This is a genomic window from Photorhabdus sp. HUG-39, from assembly GCF_963878365.1.
Classification (GTDB): domain Bacteria; phylum Pseudomonadota; class Gammaproteobacteria; order Enterobacterales; family Enterobacteriaceae; genus Photorhabdus; species Photorhabdus kayaii.
In genome coordinates, this window is record NZ_CAWNWY010000040.1 from 1 (window position 1) to 20,481 (window position 20,481).

The window sequence follows — 20,481 nt, forward strand, 5'->3', positions numbered from 1 at the left end:
AAGTTGGCCGACTCTCTTTGAAAATCGACCAACATCCTAATTTAAAACATGCGCTAAAATTATCAACCAAAGCCATTGCTCACCAATGGGATAAAGCAGGGATTGGCGCGATAAAGGGATATAGTCATATAATCACCCGCAGTGCTAAAATGGTTAAATGGATGAAATATGGTGGCTGGGTTGCAATCGGCTTAGACTTTACCGATACCACCGGCCAGGTTATTGATGCCTGTAATTATGGGCAGACCGGAAAATGTGAAAAAGTGGCTATCAAAGAATATAGTAAATTTGTTGGTAGAACGGGTGGTGGGATGGCCATAGGATATGGTGGCACTATGGCAGCAGGAGCAGCATGTGTTGCTCTTGGAGCTGCAACAGGAGGTTTAGTTGCCGGACTTTGCATGGTTGGTGGCGGTTTAGCAGGAGGCTATGTTGGAAGTAAAGGTGGCGAAAAGGCTGCTGAATTCGTTGTAGATTCGTTTATTGGAAATTGACTATGTGCATATTGGATTTGGTAATGACCATATGTTTTTTCTTATCTATTTTATTTTTGGTTATATCAATAGCCATTTACAAAATAAACCAAAAAAAGATGGATAAAATTATTGAATTATATATAGAAGAAGGACTTTATTTACCAACAGGCATAATAATACAACGCTTCGGAAGGATGCGTGATCAGATTCACGTCGTTTTGTTCTTCTACATGCTGTTAACTGGAAAAAAAATGAAGATAAATCAGCCTGATAGTAAATACATGCACCAAGAATCTTATTACTTTATTCAAAATCTACCCTCCAGTTTAACGCATTGGATGAAAACATGCATCATTATCACTTATATAGGTGTAGCATTTGCTCTCATATTAACAATAATAATATTAATTCAAAAATATTATTCATCGTGCTAAATGGATATGCGTAGCTGTCTGTAGTGTAGTAGGTGGAGTTGCCGGAAGCAAAGCAGGAGATCTTTTAATAGACAAAATAGTAAGTAAATAACATGAACATCTTAATTAATACAGTTAACTTTATCATGATTTCTTTATTTTTAGTTAGTATGTTTTTGTTGCCATCTTTATTCGTTTTTTATGGAATAAATAAAAAATCCTTCATAGAAATTAGAGGCGAATATATACAAAATGGTTTTTTTATACCACAAATTATATATGTAATATCGTTTTCTGGCTTCTATGGGAGTTATTATCTATCATGTTTCCTCTACCAGATAATAACTAGAAGAAAGACTATAATATCTCGTGCTTTTATAGGTAATTCCATCCCGCAAGAAGCATATGAGTTCGCAAAGAGTATACCTAAAAAACTTGCATCAATAATGATTATCTATTATTATTTATTCTCTATATTCTTATTCATCTTAAGCTGTCTACTTCTCTTGTTATACAAGAATTTAACGAATACATAAAACACACCCTATTGATTAAAACACAAACAGGAAATTAACATGAACAGATTAACTCTTATCATTATGACTATCCTTTATATTTTATTTCTTGTTTTTTTAGTTGTGTCAATCATTATTTACAAAATAAATCAGAGTAAAATGGATGAAATTATTGAATTATATATAGGAAAAGGACTTTATTTATCAGCAGGAGTAAAGCTGGGCCGTTTTTTGGGTGTTTATGGTCAGTTTCAAGTTGCTATTTTTTTACCAATTACTCATTGGAAAAATAATAAGAATCAATGAAAAGGATAGTAAATATATGTATAAAGAGTCCTACGATTTTATTCAGCGATTACCGAAAAACATGACAAATTGGTTAAAGATCTATATTTTAACTAACTCCATCAGCATATTATCCTTCTCTATTGGAATGATATTTGTTTTATATTTCAAATACACCTGACAGACTACAAGCTTATATTTAACATTTAATTTAAATATAAATATAAATATAAACAGAGTCACATATATCATCTTATTTATTTCTTACATTTCATTATATATTTTTATGATTATCTCTATAGCTATTTACAAAATAAATCAAAAAAATTTCACTCACAAAAAAGCCTGCCGAAACAAGCTGATTAAAGATAAAAAAACCGAGTGAGACGGGTCTATCTTATTTTCTATTGATTTTCAACGGATCTTTTTGCCACTTTCTAGCAAGCCACTCATATTCTTGGTAATAAGTTTGGCTATTAAATTTCTCGCTCAAAGCTTTTATAAAAGGTTCTACTATCTCAAAGTTTTTAACTGCCGTACTATACAGTACTTCCTTTAACATACATTCATCATAAATGTTATTTTTTACGTTAACTGATACCCTTTCAAAAAAGTTAAGAAAATAGTGAATGCGCCTTCTGTCTTCAACGTTTTCTTCTGTTAGATCTTCGTCATAGATATAAGATCTAAAGGACCTACCTGACTCATGGATTTTTCTGATAACTTTGTGACCTTCCCAGAAACCAAAATCACTTCTACTTTCAGAAAGAAAAATAGCCGTCTGTGACTTTCTAGCCGTTTTTGAGTTACTTGTTATGGTTCTGCTGCCATATCATCATCCTTAAAAAAGCGGAGGCTCTGCTCCGCTTTTCGCTTAACCTGTCCATTACCTGTATACTCTACTATTTTAATGGTTAAACCCATTCGAATTCATCACAAATAAATCTTTTCATCATCTACACCTCTCTTGTTTAGTAGATACCAGTAAAGGTTTACATAGGTAACAATCCCATTTGTCATGGGTACTACATGGCTCACCGGTTTTTTATCAAATTGATGTCACTTAACATGATATAAATTTATATCACCTAACGTGATAATAGTTCGATTGAACCCCTAGTTCAACAAATTTAACAACCAGAGTTTTGATTTTCATCTCCATTCTGATACCGGTTATCAACAGAATTTAGAGTATGGACGATCTTCATCTTCCATACAGAAAAAACTGTCAATCCATCCGCATCAACAGGTAAAAACGGACGGAAGCTATCACAAACTCTTTAAGGTGTTAAGGTAACAAAAATGGTATACTCCACCGCCTAAATCCCATTTAAATATTATTTACAGAGCGTCCGTGGTGGATCAGAAACAACAATATAACCTGAACAAATTACAGAAGCGCTTACGCCGTGATGTCGGTCAAGCAATCGCTGATTTCAATATGATTGAGGAAGGCGATCGCATTATGGTCTGCCTTTCTGGTGGTAAAGACAGCTATACCCTGCTGTCCATCCTGCAAAATCTGCAAAAAAGTGCTCCGGTTAATTTTTCACTTGTTGCAGTTAATCTGGATCAGAAACAACCCGGTTTTCCTGAGCATATCCTTCCCGCTTATCTGGATGAACTGGGTGTCGAATATAAAATTGTCGAAGAAAACACTTATGGCATAGTGAAAGAGAAGATACCCGAAGGTAAAACAACTTGTTCTCTTTGTTCCCGCCTACGCCGTGGCATCTTATATCGCACTGCCACTGAGTTGGGCGCAACGAAAATTGCATTAGGCCATCACCGTGATGATATTTTGCAAACCTTATTTCTCAATATGTTTTATGGCGGCAAACTAAAAGGTATGCCACCAAAGTTGATGAGTGATGATGGTAAACATATTGTCATTCGCCCTCTCGCTTATTGCCGCGAGAAAGATATTGAGCGCTATGCAACCGCCAAAGCATTCCCGATCATTCCTTGTAATCTCTGTGGTTCGCAACCCAATTTGCAACGCCAGGTTATCAAGGATATGTTACGGGAATGGGATAAGCGTTATCCGGGCAGAATTGAAACCATGTTTCGTGCGGTACAAAATGTCGTTCCATCACATCTCAGCGATTTTAATCTATTCGATTTTAAAAATATCACTCACGACAGCGAAATTATCGATGGTGGCGATCTCGCCTTTGACCGCGAGGAATTACCCATACAACCCGTTGTTGATATAGAAGATCAACCCGATTATCAATCAGAACGGCTGGATATCATTGAAGTCAAATAGTTATTCCGCTCTGGATATACTTCAGAGCGTTAATTTCTGCTTCTCTTTCACTTTCGTCTTGATTTTTATTTATTTTCCTAAAGCAACAAATGAAAAATAAAAAAAGCCGACATTAGAAATTAATATCGGCACAAGAATGGGCAATTATTCTGTATAAAGACTTATACCCGTCATCTTTCAAGTTGCCTCTTTGTTGGCTGCTCACTCACCCCGGTCACATCGTTATCTATGCTCCCGGGGATTCGCTCCCTTGCCGTCGCGATCCATCTTGAAATCCATAGGGTATATGTGAGAAAAACTACAATTACGGAGAACAACATTCATCGCTTAACGTTGTTTTCACCTGCGAGAGTTATCATGCCTCAATGACGACTGGTGAATATTGATATATCTCAAATTAAGGACTAGTTTTAGTAACACTTCTCCGTAGTTATGTTTCATATCTCCAAATAACTATTTAATTTTCATAGCCATTTACTTCTTTTTAACCAGAAGGCAACAAATATAATCAATCCCAATAACAGCAAACAAAAAATACTAAAACCCAGATGGTTTTCATTACCAGGAATACCGCCAAGGTTGACACCAAATAATCCAGTCAGGAATGTTGTCGGTAAAAAAATCATGGCAAATAATGACATAGTATAAGTACGACGGTTCATCGCATCCGCCATCATAGAGGTAATTTCATCTGAAATAATCGCTGTGCGAGCAATACAACCATCCAAATCATCCAATTCCCTTCCTAAGCGGTCAGATATTTCCTGCATTCGATGACGATCTTCATCACTCATCCAGAGTAATCTTTCATTGGCGAGACGAGAAAATACATCTCTTTGAGGCGCCATATAACGGCGCAGAATAATCAATTGCTTACGCAGTAAAGCCAACCCACCCCGCCCCGGTATCCGTTGCTCAAGAATCATATTCTCAAGCTCAATAAGGTTGTCATGAAGATCTTCAATAAAATTACCCACTTCATCGGTTATTGCATCAGCTATTTCAACCAACCAGTGCCCGGTCGTTTTCGCGCCTATTCCATTCTGTAAATCACTCAGTACCTGTTCCAGTGAATGAACTTTACGATGGCGACTGGAAACGATAATTTCAGAATTAATATAAATACGGAACGTTACCAGTTGATCGGGACGTTCACTTTTATTGCTATTAATTGTTCGCAGCGTAATCATCGTACCATCTCCGGTACGAACTATTTTTGGTCTAAAACTCTCTCCGGCCAGCCCCTTTTTGACTGTTTCTGGTAACAGATCCGTGTCCATTATCCAGCGATAACTTTTGGGATTGTGGTAATCCAGATGTTGCCAGAAAGGTTGAGCTGGTGTGGCTAATCCATTCATGTCAATCGGCGTCATGCCGCCTTGACCATTAAACTGACAAGCATAGACTGCATCAGCCTCTTGCAATGATGAGCCATAAATGGTTTCCACATCCAGCTCCTTACCCTTAATGCTTAATTATGTACATAGTATGACTATATGCCACGTCTTCTGGATTGGTGATCGGATATCCTTTCAACCAAGGTTTTATCAACCTGCCGTTAGTGTACTGATAAATCGGTGCAATAGGCGCCTGTTCAGCAATCATTTGCTCCGCTTTGTTGTAGTCATCGTTTCTTAAGCCATCATCTGTTCGCAAACTAGCAGATTGTAGCAGTTTGTCGTAATTTGCCTGATGGAATTTAGCAATATTGCCACTATGCGTTGACGTTAGCAGACTTAGAAATGTAGATGGCTCGTTATAATCACCCACCCAAGATGCACGAATAACATCAAAATTACCCGTGTTACGGCTATCAATATAAGTTTTCCATTCCTGATTCATCAAACTTACTTGCACCCCCAGTTTTTTCTTCCACATAGAGGCAATAGCAATCGCAATTTTCTGGTGGTTTTCAGAATTATTATAGAGCAGAGAAAGTTTCAATGGATTGTTCGGCCCGTAACCAGCCGCTTGTAACAAAACCTTAGCCTGTTGGTCCAATTCTGCTTGCGTATGTTGTTCCATGTCACTGATCACTGGATGGAAACCCGCGGTCACATCCGGCGTAAAATGCCAGGCAGGTTTCTCCCCTGTCGCCAAGACTTTTTCCGCAATAATTTTACGGTCAATTGTCATAGAAAGCGCTTTACGCACTCTGGCATCATTCGTTGGCGCACGTTGGGTGTTAAAAGCGTAATAATAGGTCCCCAACTGATCCGGCGTATAGACTTGCCCAGGTAATTCATGCTGCAATTTTTTATACATATTTTTCGGGAAAGATTCGGTAATATCCAAATCATCCGCCAGATAGCGTTTAGTCGCGTGCGATTCCTGATTAATTGGTACGAATGTGACTTTGGTCAGGACGGTTTTTTTATGATCCCAGTAATAAGGGTTTGGTGTCAGAACGATTTTTTCATTAACAATTCGATCATGTAATTTGAAAGCACCATTCCCCACCAAATGACCAACTTTTATCCACTCTTTCCCATATTTTTCTACTGTTTTCTTATTTACCGGATAGAGACTGAAATTCGCAGTCAGGTTGGGAAAATAAGGTACAGGCCGGTTTAATGTCACCTTTAATGTGTGCTTATCAATGGCCTCAACACCCAGTTTTGCTGGTAGCAGTTTACCGTCAATAATTTCCTGAGCATTTTCAATACCCGCTAGTGCGGCAAACCAAGCAAAAGATGACGTATTAGCTGGAGTGACCAACCGCTGCCAACTATACACAAAATCTGTCGCGGTAACGGGTTCGCCGTTTGACCAACGGGCATCAGAACGCAAGGTAAAAAACCACGTTTTGTTGTCCGCGGTTTTCCACGCTGTTGCGACACCGGGAATAGCATTGCCATACGCATCCTGATTCACCAGACCTTCAAACAGATCACGCTGAACTTGCGCCTCTGTCAAACCCACAGCATTAATCGGGTCTAAGGATGCCGGTTCGTCTTTTAGGTGACGAACCAGTTCCTGTTTGTCATTAAGCTGAGTGCCAGGAGGAACTTCCGCAGCAAAAGCAGAAACGGTGATAAGAGAACTATTGATAATAAGAAAACTATTGATAAGTAGTGCACAAGAAATCAGATTGAAATAGCGCATAAGGTAATAATCTGCCCTGTTATAAAATAGATATCCCATTACTAAATTATAAGCCATTGTCAGAATGACACAATCAGACAATTTTACTCTCACAAGCACTATTTTTGATGGGCAAGAACTGAATATTCTTCTACACTGGGCAATCGTGGTTCATTTATCAGAGGAAGAAAGCTATGACACAAACAGTAAAATTTCAAGGCAATGATATCGCCGTAAGCGGCCAGTTCCCAAAATCAGGGGAAAAAGCGAAAGATTTTACTCTGACAGCCAAAGATCTCTCCGATGTCTCTCTTAGCCACTATGCCGGAAAAAGTAAGGTGCTGAATATTTTCCCAAGTATCGATACCGGTGTTTGTGCGGCATCAGTACGTAAATTTAATCAGGTAGCGAATGATTTGGAAAATACCGTCGTACTGTGCATTTCTGCCGACCTGCCTTTTGCTCAGTCCCGTTTCTGTGGCGCGGAAGGGTTATCAAATGTCGTCACGCTGTCTACCCTACGTGGCGGTACTTTCAGTGAAGATTATGGCGTTGCCATCAGCGGTAGTCCTCTGAGTGGTCTCACAGCCCGTGCAGTCATTGTGCTTGATGAAAGCGATAACGTGATTTATAGCCAACTGGTTGATGAAATTACTAATGAGCCAAATTACGATAGCGCACTGGCCGCACTGAAATAAATCCCATGATTTATACCCTATGGATTTCAAGATGGATCGCGACGGCAAAGGAGTGAATCCCCGGGAGCATAGCAAACTATGAGACCGGGGTGAGCGAGTGCAGCCAACAAAGAGGCAACTTGAAAGATGACGGGATATAATGCCCACTTCCGGTGGGCATTATTTTATTCATCACCATCCGGCTCATATTCGGTAGCATGCTTCCTGCTACTCAGACCATATTCTCTCAATTTATTGGCAATCGCAGTATGCGATACCCCAAGACGTTTAGCCAGTTTACGCGTACTGGGATAGTGCCGATAAAGACGCGTTAACACCGAACGTTCAAAACGTTTACTGATTTCATCCAGAGAACCATTGAACACATCTTCACTAAAAGAAACCTCTGTTTCAAACTCTGGCAGTTGTATATCCCGCGGCGTCAGCTCCATATTTTCAAGCTGAGTCAGCGCCCGATAGATGGCATTTTGTAACTGCCTTACGTTACCGGGCCAACTGTAACTCGTCAGAAAGTGGGGAAGTTCAGGGGACAATTTCGGTTTCAGTACTCCCTGTTCTTCAGAAAAACGCTCAATAAAATACTCCACCAGCGGCATAATATCTGCTTTACGATCACGCAACGGCGGGAGGGTAATCGCCAACACATTAAGACGATAATAGAGATCTTCGCGAAATTCCCCTCGCTGCACCAATTCAACCAGATTTTTTTGTGTAGCACAGATAACTCTGACATTCACTTTGACTTCATTTTCTTCCCCTACTCGGCGGAAAGTACCGTCATTAAGAAAACGCAGCAGCTTAATTTGCATCTGTGGCGACATTTCGCCAATTTCATCCAGTAAAACAGTGCCGCCATTAGCCTGCTCGAAGAAACCTTTCTTTCCTTCAATCGCATTCGGATAAGCGCCGGCAGCATAGCCAAACAGTTCACTTTCTACTACATCATCCGGCATCGATGCGCAGTTCAACCCCAAAAAGGGCTGTTTTCCGCGTAAGCTGTGCAAATGACAGGCTTTTGCCAAAATGTCTTTGCCAGTTCCTGTTTCACCAATCAGCAACAGTGGCGCATCCAGCATCGCCATTTTACGAGCCTGTTCAATAAGCTGAGTCATTTTTGGGCTAACAGCGATAATCGCCTTAAATTCACTACCATCATTGACAGTCAGTTTTTTCAGTTGATTCCCTATTCGAGCAGCAGATTTGAGCATAATCACTGTGCCAACACATTGCATTTTCTGCTTTTCATCAATCAGCTGAATAGGAGTAATATCCATCAGGTAGTCCAGACCTTTGAGAGTTATCCTTTCCACACGTTGCTGGATATTTTTATTTTCAAACCAGCGCGAAAAGTTATAACCGCTGATAAACTGCCCGATAGGTTTTTGATAAGTTTGTTCCTCACTAACACCAAACAGCTTAAACACCGCGGAGTTAGCAAGCTCAATATTTCCTTTCAGATCAACTGAAAAAACAGGCTCAGGCAAGGATTCCAACAGGGCACACATCGCTTTGTGTTCTCTTTCTGAAGGCATAAAAGAGACGGTACGAACATCAATAACACCATTAATACGGCGAATTTCTGCCATCAATTTACGAAATACATTGAAATCAACTTGTGAAAAATTAAGGTAAATCCGGCCGATTTGAGATATTTCTATCCCTTTTAAATCAATATTCTCTAATACCAGTAGATCGAGCAGTTCACGGGTCAGCCCAATTCGATCATGGCAAGCAACTTCTAAGCGCATCTGTTTTGACCTTATTTACACTAATACATATAATTTTTTAAAATACTACTCTCTACAATTATTCATATGAAGCGTTCTGTCAGTAAAAATTGACCAGACTCCGGTTTTTTAATGTCGCAAATATACCCGTTATCTTTCAAGTTGCCTCTTTGTTGGCTGCACTCACTCACCCCGGTCACATAGTTATCTATGCTCCCGGGGATTCGCTCCTTTGCCGTCGCGATGCATCTTGAAATCCATTGGGTATAACACAGTATTTGAAACTTTCACTAAAATAAACAAACTCTAAGATTGATTATAAAACAAACTAATAAAATAACGTAAAATATTGTCGTTATCTGGATATTTTGTGCGTTCATATAGAATTAAAGTATATATCATTTAATTAACTATATTCTTAGACTTATTTGGTAGGATATTCTTAAGTTGAGTGATTAGCTGACGACGGAAATCTCCTAATTTGGGTTTATCACCTTCTATCCAAGGTAATGGCCTACATAATTCCATCGCTTTAATACCCAACCGGGCAGTCAGTAAACCTACACCGATCCCTTGAGCGGCTCTGACAGAAAGACGCGCAGCGATATCCTGCGATAACCAATCCATACCCACTTCCCGCACCACTTCTGAAGCACCAGAAAAAACAATATTCAGCAGAACAAGGCGGAAGAGCCGAATACGACTGAAATATCCCAGTTCAATACCATATAGAGCTGCAATACGATTAATTAGCCGGATATTACGCCAGGCAATAAATGCCATATCGACAATGGCCAACGGGCTAACTGCTATCATTAATGCCGATTCCGCAGCACAGCGGCTGATTTCAGCCTTGACTTGAGAGTCCAAAACAGGTTGAACCCATTTACTGTACAACACCACCACTTCACGATCGTTATGTGTATCATGTAAAGCGGCTCGCCAGCGCTGTAACGCCGGGTTATGCTGTTCGATACCCGCCTGACTTGCCAACTTCTCACAAAATTCCCGCCCTTTACCCACGCCATGATGCTGCAATAACGCTCTCGCAGTATCGCGTTCCTCAGACCGCATTCTTAGCCGATAAAGACGATGCCACTCATTGACAAGAGAACCTATTCCCGCAAAGACAATCATGCCCCCGGTTGCCGCTACACCTAATGCGCTCCAATCCTGTTGCTGCCATGATTGATAAATCCACTGCACAAACTGAGCAACAGCACTCACCCCCAATAACATCAGAGAACCATATACCATTCTACGCCAGCAACTACGCTTAGGTTTCAGTGCTGCATTAACTATCCCTTCTACCTGACCTTCGCGTTCTTCAGCCTCAAGTTCCAGTGAAGCAGGACAAAAATTTGCTGTGTCTTTTTCATTAAAGATCTGAGCAGGCTTTAAAACCGGCTCTTGTGGCCCCGATAAGGATTCTGTAAAGTCAATTCTTGGCTTCAAGGGCTCCGTCATTTCACTTTATCTCCCACTAAAAATTCCAGCACGGTATCCAACCGGATATGAGGCAATGGTGTATCCACATTTACCGGACAAGGGCTAAACTCTTCGAAAGAGAAACCCTGTTTTTGCCAGAAGTTATCCTCAGGTAAACGCCGTGGCACCTCTCCGGGAAAAAATGTCAGCGGTTTACCATCTGTAAGCCGATATCCTTTCAACGCCGGAATACTTTCACCATTGTGTTCAATCACGCCACTTTCTGTCGCTCGTACCGATGCCAGGCCAACACAATCCATGCTGATACCTTCAAAAACCGCATTTTGTCTGGCTTCCTGAATCAATTGCTGGAGTAAAGAAACCAAATTAGCATGTTGATCTGCGGTAATGTGATCGGCTTTACTGGCAGCAAACATTAATTTATCAATGCAAGGGGAAAACAGGCGGCGGAAGAGCGTTCGTTTACCATAATGAAAACTTTGCATTAATTGTGTCAGCGCCAAACGCATATCATTAAATGCTTGTGGTCCACGGTTTAATGGCTGTAAACAATCTATCAACACAATCTGTCGATCAAAACGTAGAAAATGCGCTTTATAAAACCCTTTCACCACCGACTGGCAGTAATATTCAAAGCGCTGACGCAGCATACCGATATTCGTGTGTCTATCTGCCTGAGCAAATCGTGACTCAGTGATATTGTTGATATCCGGCCACGGGAAAAATTGTAAAGCCGGAGCACCCATCATATCACCGGGCAGAACAAATCTCCCCGGCTGAATAAAATGTAAACCGTGCTCTTTGCATTTAACCAAATATTCCGTATAGGCATGAGCAATAGCAGCCAACAGATTCTCATCTGCGGGTGCCAGTGGATCGCACTGTTTACAAAGTTCCAACCAAGGTTTTGCCCATGCAGCTCTTTGTCCCTGCAATAAGCTATTCATCTGATGTGACCATGTTAAATAACTTTGCGCCAACATCGGTAGATCCAACAGCCATTCGCCGGGATAATCCACAATTTCCAGATATAACGTGGCAGTTTCTTTAAAATGGCGCAGCAGAGAATCCCCAGAACGGTAACGAAGTGCCAGACGGATTTCACTGACACCCCGCGTCGGAGTCGGCCAGGCTGGCGGTGTGCTGTAAAGTGAGGTCAACCCTTCATCATAAGTAAAACGAGGAACGCCCAAATCACGTTGAGGAACCCGTTTTACACCCAACAAGCGACCGTCACGCACAGCAGAAAATAGCGGCAACCGGGCACCGCTATGGAGGTTAAGTAACTGATTAACCAAAGATGTGATAAACGCTGTTTTACCACTACGACTTAATCCTGTTACAGCTAACCGTAAATGGCGATCCATCCCACGATTCACCAACGCAGTTAATTCATTTTGTAGCCGTTTCATGTCTCTCCTGAGATAAGTATTACAACAATTTTTTTGTATCAGCCGAGCCATAGGTAATTTTTGCTATCAAAGCTGCCTGAAACGACTGCGAACGCTGAACGTTTCTGAGGTGATATAACGCTCCATTTGGCGCAGACGAATCTCTCCCGATTTCAATTGATAATCGATTTCATTCAGCAAGTTTTGTACTGAAAAATGGGCCTCTTCGGTATAACCCGTGGGTGCCGGATCAAGGACGAAAACCAGTACAATATAAGCAACAACCACAAAACCAAACAGGCCAAAAAAGAGTGACAATACCGCGATGACACGAATCAAACGTACTGGTACATCAAAATAATAGGCCAACCCAGCACAAACACCTTTAATTTTGCCCTTCTCAGGTATTCGATACAGTTTCCGGCGGTTACCATTCGACATTATGATTGCCTCCAATCAGGATGTTCCGCATCCAGAATATCTTCCAATGTTTTGATTCGTGCCTGCATATGTTGTACACGCTCTGCCAGACGCTGAATTTCATTCTGATCTAACTGACTTTGGTTTGAATTCCGGTTGTTATAATGCAACCACAACCAGATGGGTAACACAAAAAGTACAAAAATAGTCAGCGGAATGCCAAGAAATATAGAGCCCATCACTTTTCCTTAAATGGTTAGTTGAGTGCGCCAACACTTAATGTTGTTCTTTATTAGCATTTATTTTAGCCTTCATTGCCGCTAACTGCGCACTGATTTCATCGTCTGCTTTTAATTCAGCAAACTGTTGATCCAGCGATTTTTGTTTTCCCATGCCCACGGCTTCTGCTTCCGCTTCCATATGATCGATACGGCGTTCAAATTGTTCGAAGCGAGCCATTGCCTGATCAATTTTACCGCTGTCTAGCTGATGACGAACCTGTCGGGAAGAGGCGGCCGCCTGATGACGCAAAGCCAATGCCTGTTGTCTTACTCGGGTTTCGCTAAGTTTGTTTTCAAGCTCAACAATCTCCCCTTTCATTCGCTCAAGTGTCTCTTCCAGTATGGTCAATTCATGTTTCAATGTATCCACTAAAGCAGCCACTTTCTGTTTTTCAAGCAGGGCTGCCCGTGCCAAATCTTCTCTCTCTTTATTCAACGCCAGTTCCGCTTTTTCCTGCCAGTCGTGCATTTGTTGTTCACCTGCGGTAATGCGGCGAGATAACTGATTTTTCTCTGCCAGAGCACGGGCGGAAGTTGAGCGAATTTCAACTAAAGTGTCTTCCATTTCCTGAATCATTAGACGAATCATTTTCTGCGGATCTTCCGCTTTATCCAGTAATGAAGAGATATTGGCATTCACGATATCAGCAAAACGAGAGAAAATACCCATAACAAATTATCCTCTTTGGTTAAGGTTGGTTAATACTATTCATGTCACTTTTATCTATCAAGAGTCGTGCCAACTTTTCATTTACTTTATTTTCATGAAATATAAAGAAATTTTTTTATTTAACTTTTTATCACAACGTAATAAAGTGGCTAAAATAACCAATTATCGGTGAAAATAACCATGAATGACGCCACAGAAAACCTATTGGGTGAAGCAAACAGCTTTATTGAAATTCTGGAACAGGTATCCGCGCTGGCAAAATTAAACAAACCGGTTATCGTTATTGGGGAACGCGGAACCGGTAAAGAGCTGATTGCCCGCCGTTTGCATTATTTATCTCCCCGCTGGCAAGGCCCATTTATCTCCCTAAACTGCGCGGCTCTGAATGAAAATTTATTGGATTCAGAGTTATTTGGTCATGAAGCTGGCGCATTTACCGGTGCACAAAAGAGGCACCAAGGAAGATTTGAACGTGCTGATGGAGGAACGCTATTTCTTGATGAATTGGCAACCGCACCAATGCAAGTTCAAGAAAAGCTATTGCGTGTCATTGAATATGGGCATCTTGAACGCGTTGGCGGCAGCCAATCATTACAAGTTGATGCTCGACTGATATGCGCGACCAATGAGAGTCTGCCCGCAATGGCAGCTAAGGGGCAATTCCGCGCTGATTTGCTCGATAGGCTGGCTTTCGATGTGGTTAAAATCCCACCATTGCGGCAAAGACAGCAGGATATCATGTTGTTAGCGCAGCATTTTGCTATTCAGATGTGCCGCGAACTTGATTTACCACTATTTCCCGGGTTCACTGACCAGGCAAGACAACAGTTACAGGATTACACGTGGCCCGGTAATATTCGTGAACTGAAAAATGTTGTGGAACGATCGGTTTATCGTCACGGCGAAAATTCTGCTCAACTTGATAATATTATTATTAACCCATTCGCCTCCACACCACATTTTATAGCCAATGTTGATGATAATAATGATTTATCTTCACAACTTCTGCCTTCACTGCCCGTTAATTTGAAACAGTGGCAACATGACAGCGAACGACAATTAATAGCGCTATCATTAAAAGAGAGCAGATTTAACCAAAGAAAAGCAGCAGAGAAACTACGACTGACCTATTATCAATTACGAGGCTTAATGAAGAAACATGATATCAACGTCGGCGATAAGTGATCCGGATTACAGATAAAAAAAAGCCAGCACCCGAGCTGGCTAAAAAACACTGGAAGCAATGTGAGCAATGTCGTGCCTTTCCTGAGATACAAAAACTGTTCCCCGGAAGTGCGATACAGATGATAATGGTTATCAATACGTTTTGTAAAGCACTTTGTTGAGAATTTTTCTCATTATCATCCCCGCAGCGTTTTTTTGGGCTCAAGCGCGAATTGAGATACAATGTGTCAATTCTAATTAATAACAGATGCCTTATATGCGCAGTTTGATTTATTGGATCATATTATCCCTTTCAGCTCCTGCTATTGCAGAAACAATAGCTACGCCTGAAAAAAATCCCCACGCTCCGGCTGACATTCAGCAACAAGGGCTTATTTATTGCGTTAATGGCAACCTGAATACCTTTAATCCCCAACTGGCTAGCAGCGGTTTAACCGTCGATACACTGGCAGCACAACTCTATGAACGCCTACTAGATGTTGACCCTTATACTTATCGTTTACTCCCTGAATTAGCCTCCCATTGGGAAATACTGGATAACGGTGCTACCTACCGTTTTTATTTGCGCCATAATGTCTCATTTCAATCAACAGACTGGTTTACTCCGACCCGTAACATGAATGCTGATGACGTCATTTTCAGCTTTAAGCGTCTGTTTGATAAGCAACACTATTATCACAACGTCAATGGCGGGCATTACCCCTATTTTGACAGCCTCCAACTGGCCGATTCTATTCAAAGTATCCGTAAACTTAATGAATATACGGTGGAGTTTCGCTTGAACGAACCAGATGCTTCTTTTCTTTGGCATTTGGCAACCCACTATGCCCCAATACTTTCACAAGAATATGGGCAACAATTGCATCAAATGAATCGCCATGAACAAATTGACTGGAAACCTGTCGGCACAGGCCCGTTTATGTTGGAAGATCATCGGACCAGACAATTTATCCGTCTGGTTCGTCATGATAAATACTGGAAAGGCAAACCACAAATGCGCCAAATAGTTATTGACGTCGGCGCCGGCGGCACCGGCAGGATGTCTAAACTTTTAACCGGTGAATGTGATGTATTAGCGTATCCCGCTGCCAGTCAGCTTACCGTTTTACGAGATGATCCTCGCCTGCGTCTGACTTTACGCCCAGGAATGAATATCGCTTATCTGGCTTTCAATACCAGCAAACCACCTCTTGATAAGCTACAGGTTCGGCAAGCCATTGCTTACGCTATTAATAACCAACGGCTGATGCAATCCATCTATTATGGTACGGCGGAAACAGCCTCATCAATTTTACCTCGGGCGTCATGGGCTTATGATAATCAAACTGAAATTACGGAATACAACCCAGAAAAATCACGCAAAATGCTTAATGACCTCGGATTAAATGGCTTGCAATTGAGCTTATGGGTACCTTCCGCCTCTCAATCATATAATCCAAGTCCACTCAAAATGGCAGAACTGATTCAGGCCGATTTAGCACAAGTTGGTATTACCATGAGTATCAAACCTGTTGAGGGCCGCTTTCAGGAAACCAAACTGATGGATAAATCTCACGATATGACATTATCAGGTTGGTCAACTGACAGTAATGACCCAGACAGTTTTTTCCGTCCACTGTTAAGTTGTGCTGCTATCGCTTCACAAACAAATTTCAGCCATTGGTGTGAGCCAACATTTGATAAAATTTTGCGGGAAGCTTTGATTAACCAGCAATTATTATCCAGAATTAAGTATTATCATGCGGCTCAACAAGTCCTTGAGCAGCAATTACCTATATTACCATTAGCCTATTCTCTGCATTTACAAGCCTACCGTCATGATATTAAAGGGCTGGTACTCAGCCCATTTGGTAATACCTCTTTCGCTGGAGTTTATCGGGAAAAAGAGACTAATCGAATGAATCAGAAGGGTGACAAATGATTATTTACACTCTCCGTCGTCTGCTATTGCTGATTATTACCCTGTTTTTCCTGTCACTGATAAGCTTTAGCCTAAGTTACTTTACCCCCAATGCTCCACTCAGCGGGGCATCCCTATTTGATGCTTATATATTCTATTTCAACAGCTTATTACTATGGGATTTTGGCGTATCCAGCATTAATGGTGAACTTATCAGCGGACAACTACGGGAAGTGTTCCCCGCTACAATGGAGCTCTGTATTCTGGCTTTCTCTACCGCCTTACTCGTCGGCATCCCACTCGGAATTATTGCGGGAGTATGGCGTAACAAACCCGCGGATACTGTTATCATCTCCATTGCTTTAGTCGGATTTTCCATCCCGATTTTTTGGCTAGCATTATTACTGACTCTATTTTTCTCTCTTTATCTCGGCTGGCTACCCGTCTCCGGGCGCTTTAATCTGCTATATCAGATTGAACCTGTGACAGGTTTCTCATTAATTGATGCCTGGTTATCAAAATCACCCTATCGTAATGAGATGATCATTAGTGCCATGCAACACTTGCTGCTACCCGTTATTACACTCGCCGTTGCACCGACAACCGAAGTTATCCGGTTGATGAGGAACAGCACAGAAGAAGTTTTTGGTGAAAACTATATTAAAGCCGCCGCAACCCGTGGTTTATCAAGGCTGACAATTATCCGTCGTCATGTATTACACAATGCGTTGCCCCCTATCATTCCGAAACTAGGATTACAATTTTCCACCATGCTGACACTGGCAATGATGACAGAACTCGTATTTAACTGGCCGGGACTTGGTCATTGGTTGGTCAGTGCCATTCGTCAGCAAGATTATTCCGCCATTTCTGCCAGTGTTATGGTGATTGGCACACTGGTGATTTTTGTCAATGTTCTGTCTGATATTATTGGCGCAATGGCTAACCCTCTGAAGCATAAGGAATGGTATGCCCTTAGATAATTTTTATCGTGAAAAGAAAATGCCGTCACCGATAAAGGTCATCTGGCGCTTTTTCTATTCTGATATGTTGGCAATGATGGGGTTTTATGGGGTGCTGATTCTGATCGCCCTAAGTCTGTTTGGTAGCTATCTGGCCCCCTATAAGCTCGATCAACAATTTCTTGGTCATCAGTTGCTGCCACCTTCATGGTCATATCACGGTAATATCGCATTTTTTCTAGGTACCGACGATCTTGGACGCGACATTCTCAGCCGATTACTAATAGGTACGGCCTCTACATTTGGTTCAGCGCTGTTAGTCACTTTAGCAGCCGCTTTATGTGGTCTGATTATTGGCTGTCTGGCAGGCATGACACGAGGACTGAAATCCGCGGTGCTCAATCATATTCTCGATACATTACTCTCTATCCCATCACTATTGCTGGCAATCATTGTCGTCGCCTTTGTGGGTGCCAGTTTGCAACATGCAATAATCGCTATTTGGTTGGCGCTATTGCCACGTATCGTTCGCACAGTTTACAGCGCCGTTCACGATGAGCTAGATAAAGAATATGTTATTGCCGCTCGCCTGGATGGCGCCTCTAATTACCACATTCTATGGTATGCCGTATTACCAAACATTACCGCCGCCTTGGTCAACGAGCTAACACGCGCCCTTTCTATCGCCATACTTGATATCGCTTCACTTGGTTTTCTTGATCTTGGCGCCCAACTTCCCTCACCAGAATGGGGAGCCATGTTGGGCGATTCACTGGAGCTAATCTATGTTGCGCCCTGGACCGTTATGTTGCCCGGCGCGGTAATTATGTTCTGTGTCTTGTTAGTCAATTTATTAGGTGATGGATTACACCGAGCAATCAATTCCGGGGTGGAATAATGCCATTACTCGACATTCGCAATCTTACTATTGAATTTATGACTGCCAAAGGGCCAGTTAAAGCGGTTGATCGCGTCAGTATGTCACTGACAGAAGGCGAAATACGTGGTCTGGTTGGTGAATCCGGCTCAGGTAAGAGCTTGATTGCCAAAGCAATAAGCGGAGTCACTAAAGATAATCTCAAAGTGACGGCTGACCGTTTTCGCTTCGATGATATTGACCTGCTCCGTCTGACTCCACGTCAGCGCCGAAAAGTGATCGGCCACAATATCTCAATGATTTTTCAGGAGCCACAATCCTGTCTTGATCCTTCTGAAAATATTGGTCGTCAACTCATTCAAGCCATTCCCTGCTGGACATACAAAGGCCGTTGGTGGCAACGTTTCAAATGGCGAAAACGCCGGGCTATTGAATTACTCCACCGTGTGGGAATTAAAGATCATAAAGACATTATGAATAGCTTCCCTTACGAGTTAACGGAGGGAGAGTGCCAAAAGGTCATGATTGCTATCGCATTGGCTAACCAACCACGCCTGCTGATTGCAGATGAACCAACCAATGCGATGGAACCGACCACACAAGCTCAGATTTTCCGTCTGTTAGCACGATTGAATCAGAACAACAACACCACCATTTTACTGATAAGTCATGACTTGCAAGTCATGAGCAAATTGGTGGATCGCATTAATGTTCTGTACTGTGGTCAAACGGTCGAAAGCGCCGTTCCCGATGAATTATTGGTAATACCACACCACCCTTACACACAAGCGTTAAGCCGCGCTATCCCTGATTTTAGTAGCTCTTTGCCCCATAAAAGCAGGTTAAACACCTTATCAGGCGCTATTCCATCCCTTGAGCACTTACCCATCGGCTGCCGTTTAGGTCCACGTTGCCCTTATGCGCAAAAAACGTGTATTGAAACACCACGGTTGCGGGTGATTAAAAACCACGCTTTTGCCTGCCACTTTCCACTGAATCTGGAGGAACAGTAATTGATTAACACTCTGCTAGAAGTCAGGAACTTGGCTAAAACTTTTCGTTATCGAACAGGTTTTTTTCACCGTCAACATCTCAATGCGGTAAAACCCGTTAGTTTTACCTTAAAAGCTAAACAGACGCTGGCGATTATTGGTGAAAACGGTTCTGGAAAATCAACACTGGCAAAAATGCTTTCAGGCGTCATCGAGCCAACTTCCGGCGAAATCATGATCGAAGGCCATAAACTCACTTACGGTGATTACAGTTATCGTAGCCAACGCATTCGTATGATATTTCAGGACCCAAGTACGTCGCTAAATCCTCGTCAGCGTATTGGTCAAATTCTTGATATTCCCCTTCTGCTTAATACAGCGCTTAATACAATGGAGCGGGAAAAACGGATCAACCAGACATTGCGACAAGTTGGCCTGCTACCGGACCATGCCAATTATTATCCACATATGTTAGCCTCAGGCCAGAAACAGCGGGTAGCACTGGCGCGCGCATTGATATTACAACCTCAGATTATTATTGCTGATGAGGCATTAGCATCACTCGATATGTCTATGCGATCTCAAATCATTAATCTGATGTTGGAATTACAGGAAAAACAAGGTATTTCTTACCTCTATGTCACCCAGCATCTTGGCATGATGAAACATATCAGCGATCAGGTGCTGGTCATGCATCAAGGGGAAGTTGTTGAGCGGGGAAATACAGCAGAAGTGTTGGCTTCCCCTCTGCACGATATGACCCGCCGTTTAATCGCTAGCCATTTTGGTGAAGCACTCACCGCTGATGCCTGGCGGCAGGATATTCCTTAACATATAGAAAACGATAATCACTGCTCGGAGCAGAACGCAAAATACAGCATATTTCT

The 20,481-nt window shown here is 41.9% G+C and carries 19 protein-coding genes and 1 pseudogene; 10 read left to right on the forward strand and 10 right to left on the reverse strand.

Features of this window, described 5'->3' with window-relative positions:
• Both AAC155_RS20310 and AAC155_RS20315 read left to right on the forward strand, forming a co-directional pair.
• Positions 1 to 494 (forward strand): annotated as a pseudogene (locus AAC155_RS20310) (hypothetical protein); the annotation flags it as partial.
• A gap of 970 nt (positions 495 to 1,464) precedes the next feature.
• Positions 1,465 to 1,710, forward strand: coding sequence for a hypothetical protein (locus AAC155_RS20315; protein ID WP_240002853.1), 246 nt, complete (start codon positions 1,465 to 1,467; stop codon positions 1,708 to 1,710).
• A 376-nt stretch (positions 1,711 to 2,086) separates the two neighbouring features.
• On the opposite strand, the gene AAC155_RS20320 is transcribed toward AAC155_RS20315, so the two are convergent.
• Positions 2,087 to 2,506: a DUF4760 domain-containing protein gene (locus AAC155_RS20320; protein ID WP_113043913.1), complete on the reverse strand. Its 420-nt coding sequence runs from the start codon at positions 2,504 to 2,506 to the stop codon at positions 2,087 to 2,089.
• A 522-nt stretch (positions 2,507 to 3,028) separates the two neighbouring features.
• Here AAC155_RS20320 and ttcA point away from each other — a divergent pair.
• Positions 3,029 to 3,958: a tRNA 2-thiocytidine(32) synthetase TtcA gene (ttcA, locus tag AAC155_RS20325; RefSeq protein ID WP_191214959.1), complete on the forward strand. Its 930-nt coding sequence runs from the start codon at positions 3,029 to 3,031 to the stop codon at positions 3,956 to 3,958.
• Positions 3,959 to 4,128: 170 nt separating this feature from the next.
• Here the strand turns inward: ttcA and AAC155_RS20330 are convergent, their stop codons facing one another.
• The 3 genes from AAC155_RS20330 to AAC155_RS20340 form a co-directional block, all read right to left on the reverse strand.
• Positions 4,129 to 4,278: a hypothetical protein gene (locus tag AAC155_RS20330; protein WP_158536609.1), complete on the reverse strand. Its 150-nt coding sequence runs from the start codon at positions 4,276 to 4,278 to the stop codon at positions 4,129 to 4,131.
• Between the two features lie 144 nt (positions 4,279 to 4,422).
• Complete coding sequence (gene zntB / locus AAC155_RS20335; protein ID WP_113043915.1) at positions 4,423 to 5,406, reverse strand: zinc transporter ZntB; 984 nt, start codon at positions 5,404 to 5,406, stop codon at positions 4,423 to 4,425.
• A 16-nt stretch (positions 5,407 to 5,422) separates the two neighbouring features.
• Positions 5,423 to 7,063, reverse strand: coding sequence for a peptide ABC transporter substrate-binding protein (locus AAC155_RS20340; protein WP_113043916.1), 1,641 nt, complete (start codon positions 7,061 to 7,063; stop codon positions 5,423 to 5,425).
• A gap of 173 nt (positions 7,064 to 7,236) precedes the next feature.
• Here AAC155_RS20340 and tpx point away from each other — a divergent pair, with 173 nt between their 5' ends.
• Complete coding sequence (gene tpx, locus AAC155_RS20345; RefSeq protein ID WP_113043917.1) at positions 7,237 to 7,740, forward strand: thiol peroxidase; 504 nt, start codon at positions 7,237 to 7,239, stop codon at positions 7,738 to 7,740.
• 164 nt (positions 7,741 to 7,904) lie between these two features.
• Here the strand turns inward: tpx and tyrR are convergent, their stop codons facing one another.
• The 6 genes from tyrR to pspA all read right to left on the reverse strand — a co-directional run bounded on the left by tyrR (position 7,905) and on the right by pspA (position 13,678).
• Complete coding sequence (tyrR, locus tag AAC155_RS20350) at positions 7,905 to 9,488, reverse strand: transcriptional regulator TyrR (RefSeq protein WP_113043918.1); 1,584 nt, start codon at positions 9,486 to 9,488, stop codon at positions 7,905 to 7,907.
• A gap of 381 nt (positions 9,489 to 9,869) precedes the next feature.
• Complete coding sequence (locus AAC155_RS20355; protein WP_113043919.1) at positions 9,870 to 10,934, reverse strand: YcjF family protein; 1,065 nt, start codon at positions 10,932 to 10,934, stop codon at positions 9,870 to 9,872.
• Positions 10,931 to 12,328: a YcjX family protein gene (locus AAC155_RS20360; RefSeq protein WP_113043920.1), complete on the reverse strand. Its 1,398-nt coding sequence runs from the start codon at positions 12,326 to 12,328 to the stop codon at positions 10,931 to 10,933. Before AAC155_RS20360 ends, AAC155_RS20355 begins: the two co-directional genes overlap by 4 nt.
• 66 nt (positions 12,329 to 12,394) lie before the next feature.
• Positions 12,395 to 12,748, reverse strand: a complete 354-nt coding sequence (pspC, locus tag AAC155_RS20365; protein WP_113043921.1) for an envelope stress response membrane protein PspC — start codon at positions 12,746 to 12,748, stop codon at positions 12,395 to 12,397.
• Positions 12,748 to 12,966 (reverse strand): envelope stress response membrane protein PspB, encoded by a 219-nt coding sequence (gene pspB / locus AAC155_RS20370; protein WP_113043922.1) that lies wholly within the window; start codon positions 12,964 to 12,966, stop codon positions 12,748 to 12,750. Before pspB ends, pspC begins: the two co-directional genes overlap by 1 nt.
• A gap of 37 nt (positions 12,967 to 13,003) precedes the next feature.
• The gene (gene pspA, locus AAC155_RS20375; protein WP_113043923.1) at positions 13,004 to 13,678 is read right to left on the reverse strand and encodes a phage shock protein PspA; all 675 of its coding nucleotides are present in this window, start codon (positions 13,676 to 13,678) and stop codon (positions 13,004 to 13,006) included.
• Positions 13,679 to 13,858: 180 nt separating this feature from the next.
• Between pspA and pspF the strand changes: the two genes are divergently transcribed.
• From pspF to sapF, 6 genes are all read left to right on the forward strand, one after another.
• Positions 13,859 to 14,863 carry a phage shock protein operon transcriptional activator gene (gene pspF, locus AAC155_RS20380; RefSeq protein WP_113043924.1) on the forward strand — a complete coding sequence of 335 codons (1,005 nt, stop codon included), beginning with the start codon at positions 13,859 to 13,861 and terminating at the stop codon, positions 14,861 to 14,863.
• Between the two features lie 256 nt (positions 14,864 to 15,119).
• Entirely contained in the window at positions 15,120 to 16,784 is a 1,665-nt protein-coding gene (gene sapA / locus AAC155_RS20385) for an ABC transporter substrate-binding protein SapA (protein ID WP_113043925.1), read from the forward strand.
• On the forward strand, positions 16,781 to 17,746 hold the full coding sequence (gene sapB / locus AAC155_RS20390) for a putrescine export ABC transporter permease SapB (protein ID WP_112875793.1): 966 nt from the start codon (positions 16,781 to 16,783) through the stop codon (positions 17,744 to 17,746). The genes sapA and sapB overlap by 4 nt, the downstream gene beginning before the upstream one ends.
• On the forward strand, positions 17,733 to 18,623 hold the full coding sequence (gene sapC, locus AAC155_RS20395; RefSeq protein ID WP_113043926.1) for a putrescine export ABC transporter permease SapC: 891 nt from the start codon (positions 17,733 to 17,735) through the stop codon (positions 18,621 to 18,623). The genes sapB and sapC overlap by 14 nt, the downstream gene beginning before the upstream one ends.
• A complete protein-coding gene (gene sapD, locus AAC155_RS20400; RefSeq protein WP_113043927.1) occupies positions 18,623 to 19,615 on the forward strand; it encodes a putrescine export ABC transporter ATP-binding protein SapD in 993 nt (330 codons plus the stop codon). The genes sapC and sapD overlap by 1 nt, the downstream gene beginning before the upstream one ends.
• On the forward strand, positions 19,616 to 20,425 hold the full coding sequence (gene sapF, locus AAC155_RS20405) for a putrescine export ABC transporter ATP-binding protein SapF (protein ID WP_113043928.1): 810 nt from the start codon (positions 19,616 to 19,618) through the stop codon (positions 20,423 to 20,425). It begins immediately after the preceding gene.
• Positions 20,426 to 20,481: the final 56 nt, after the last annotated feature.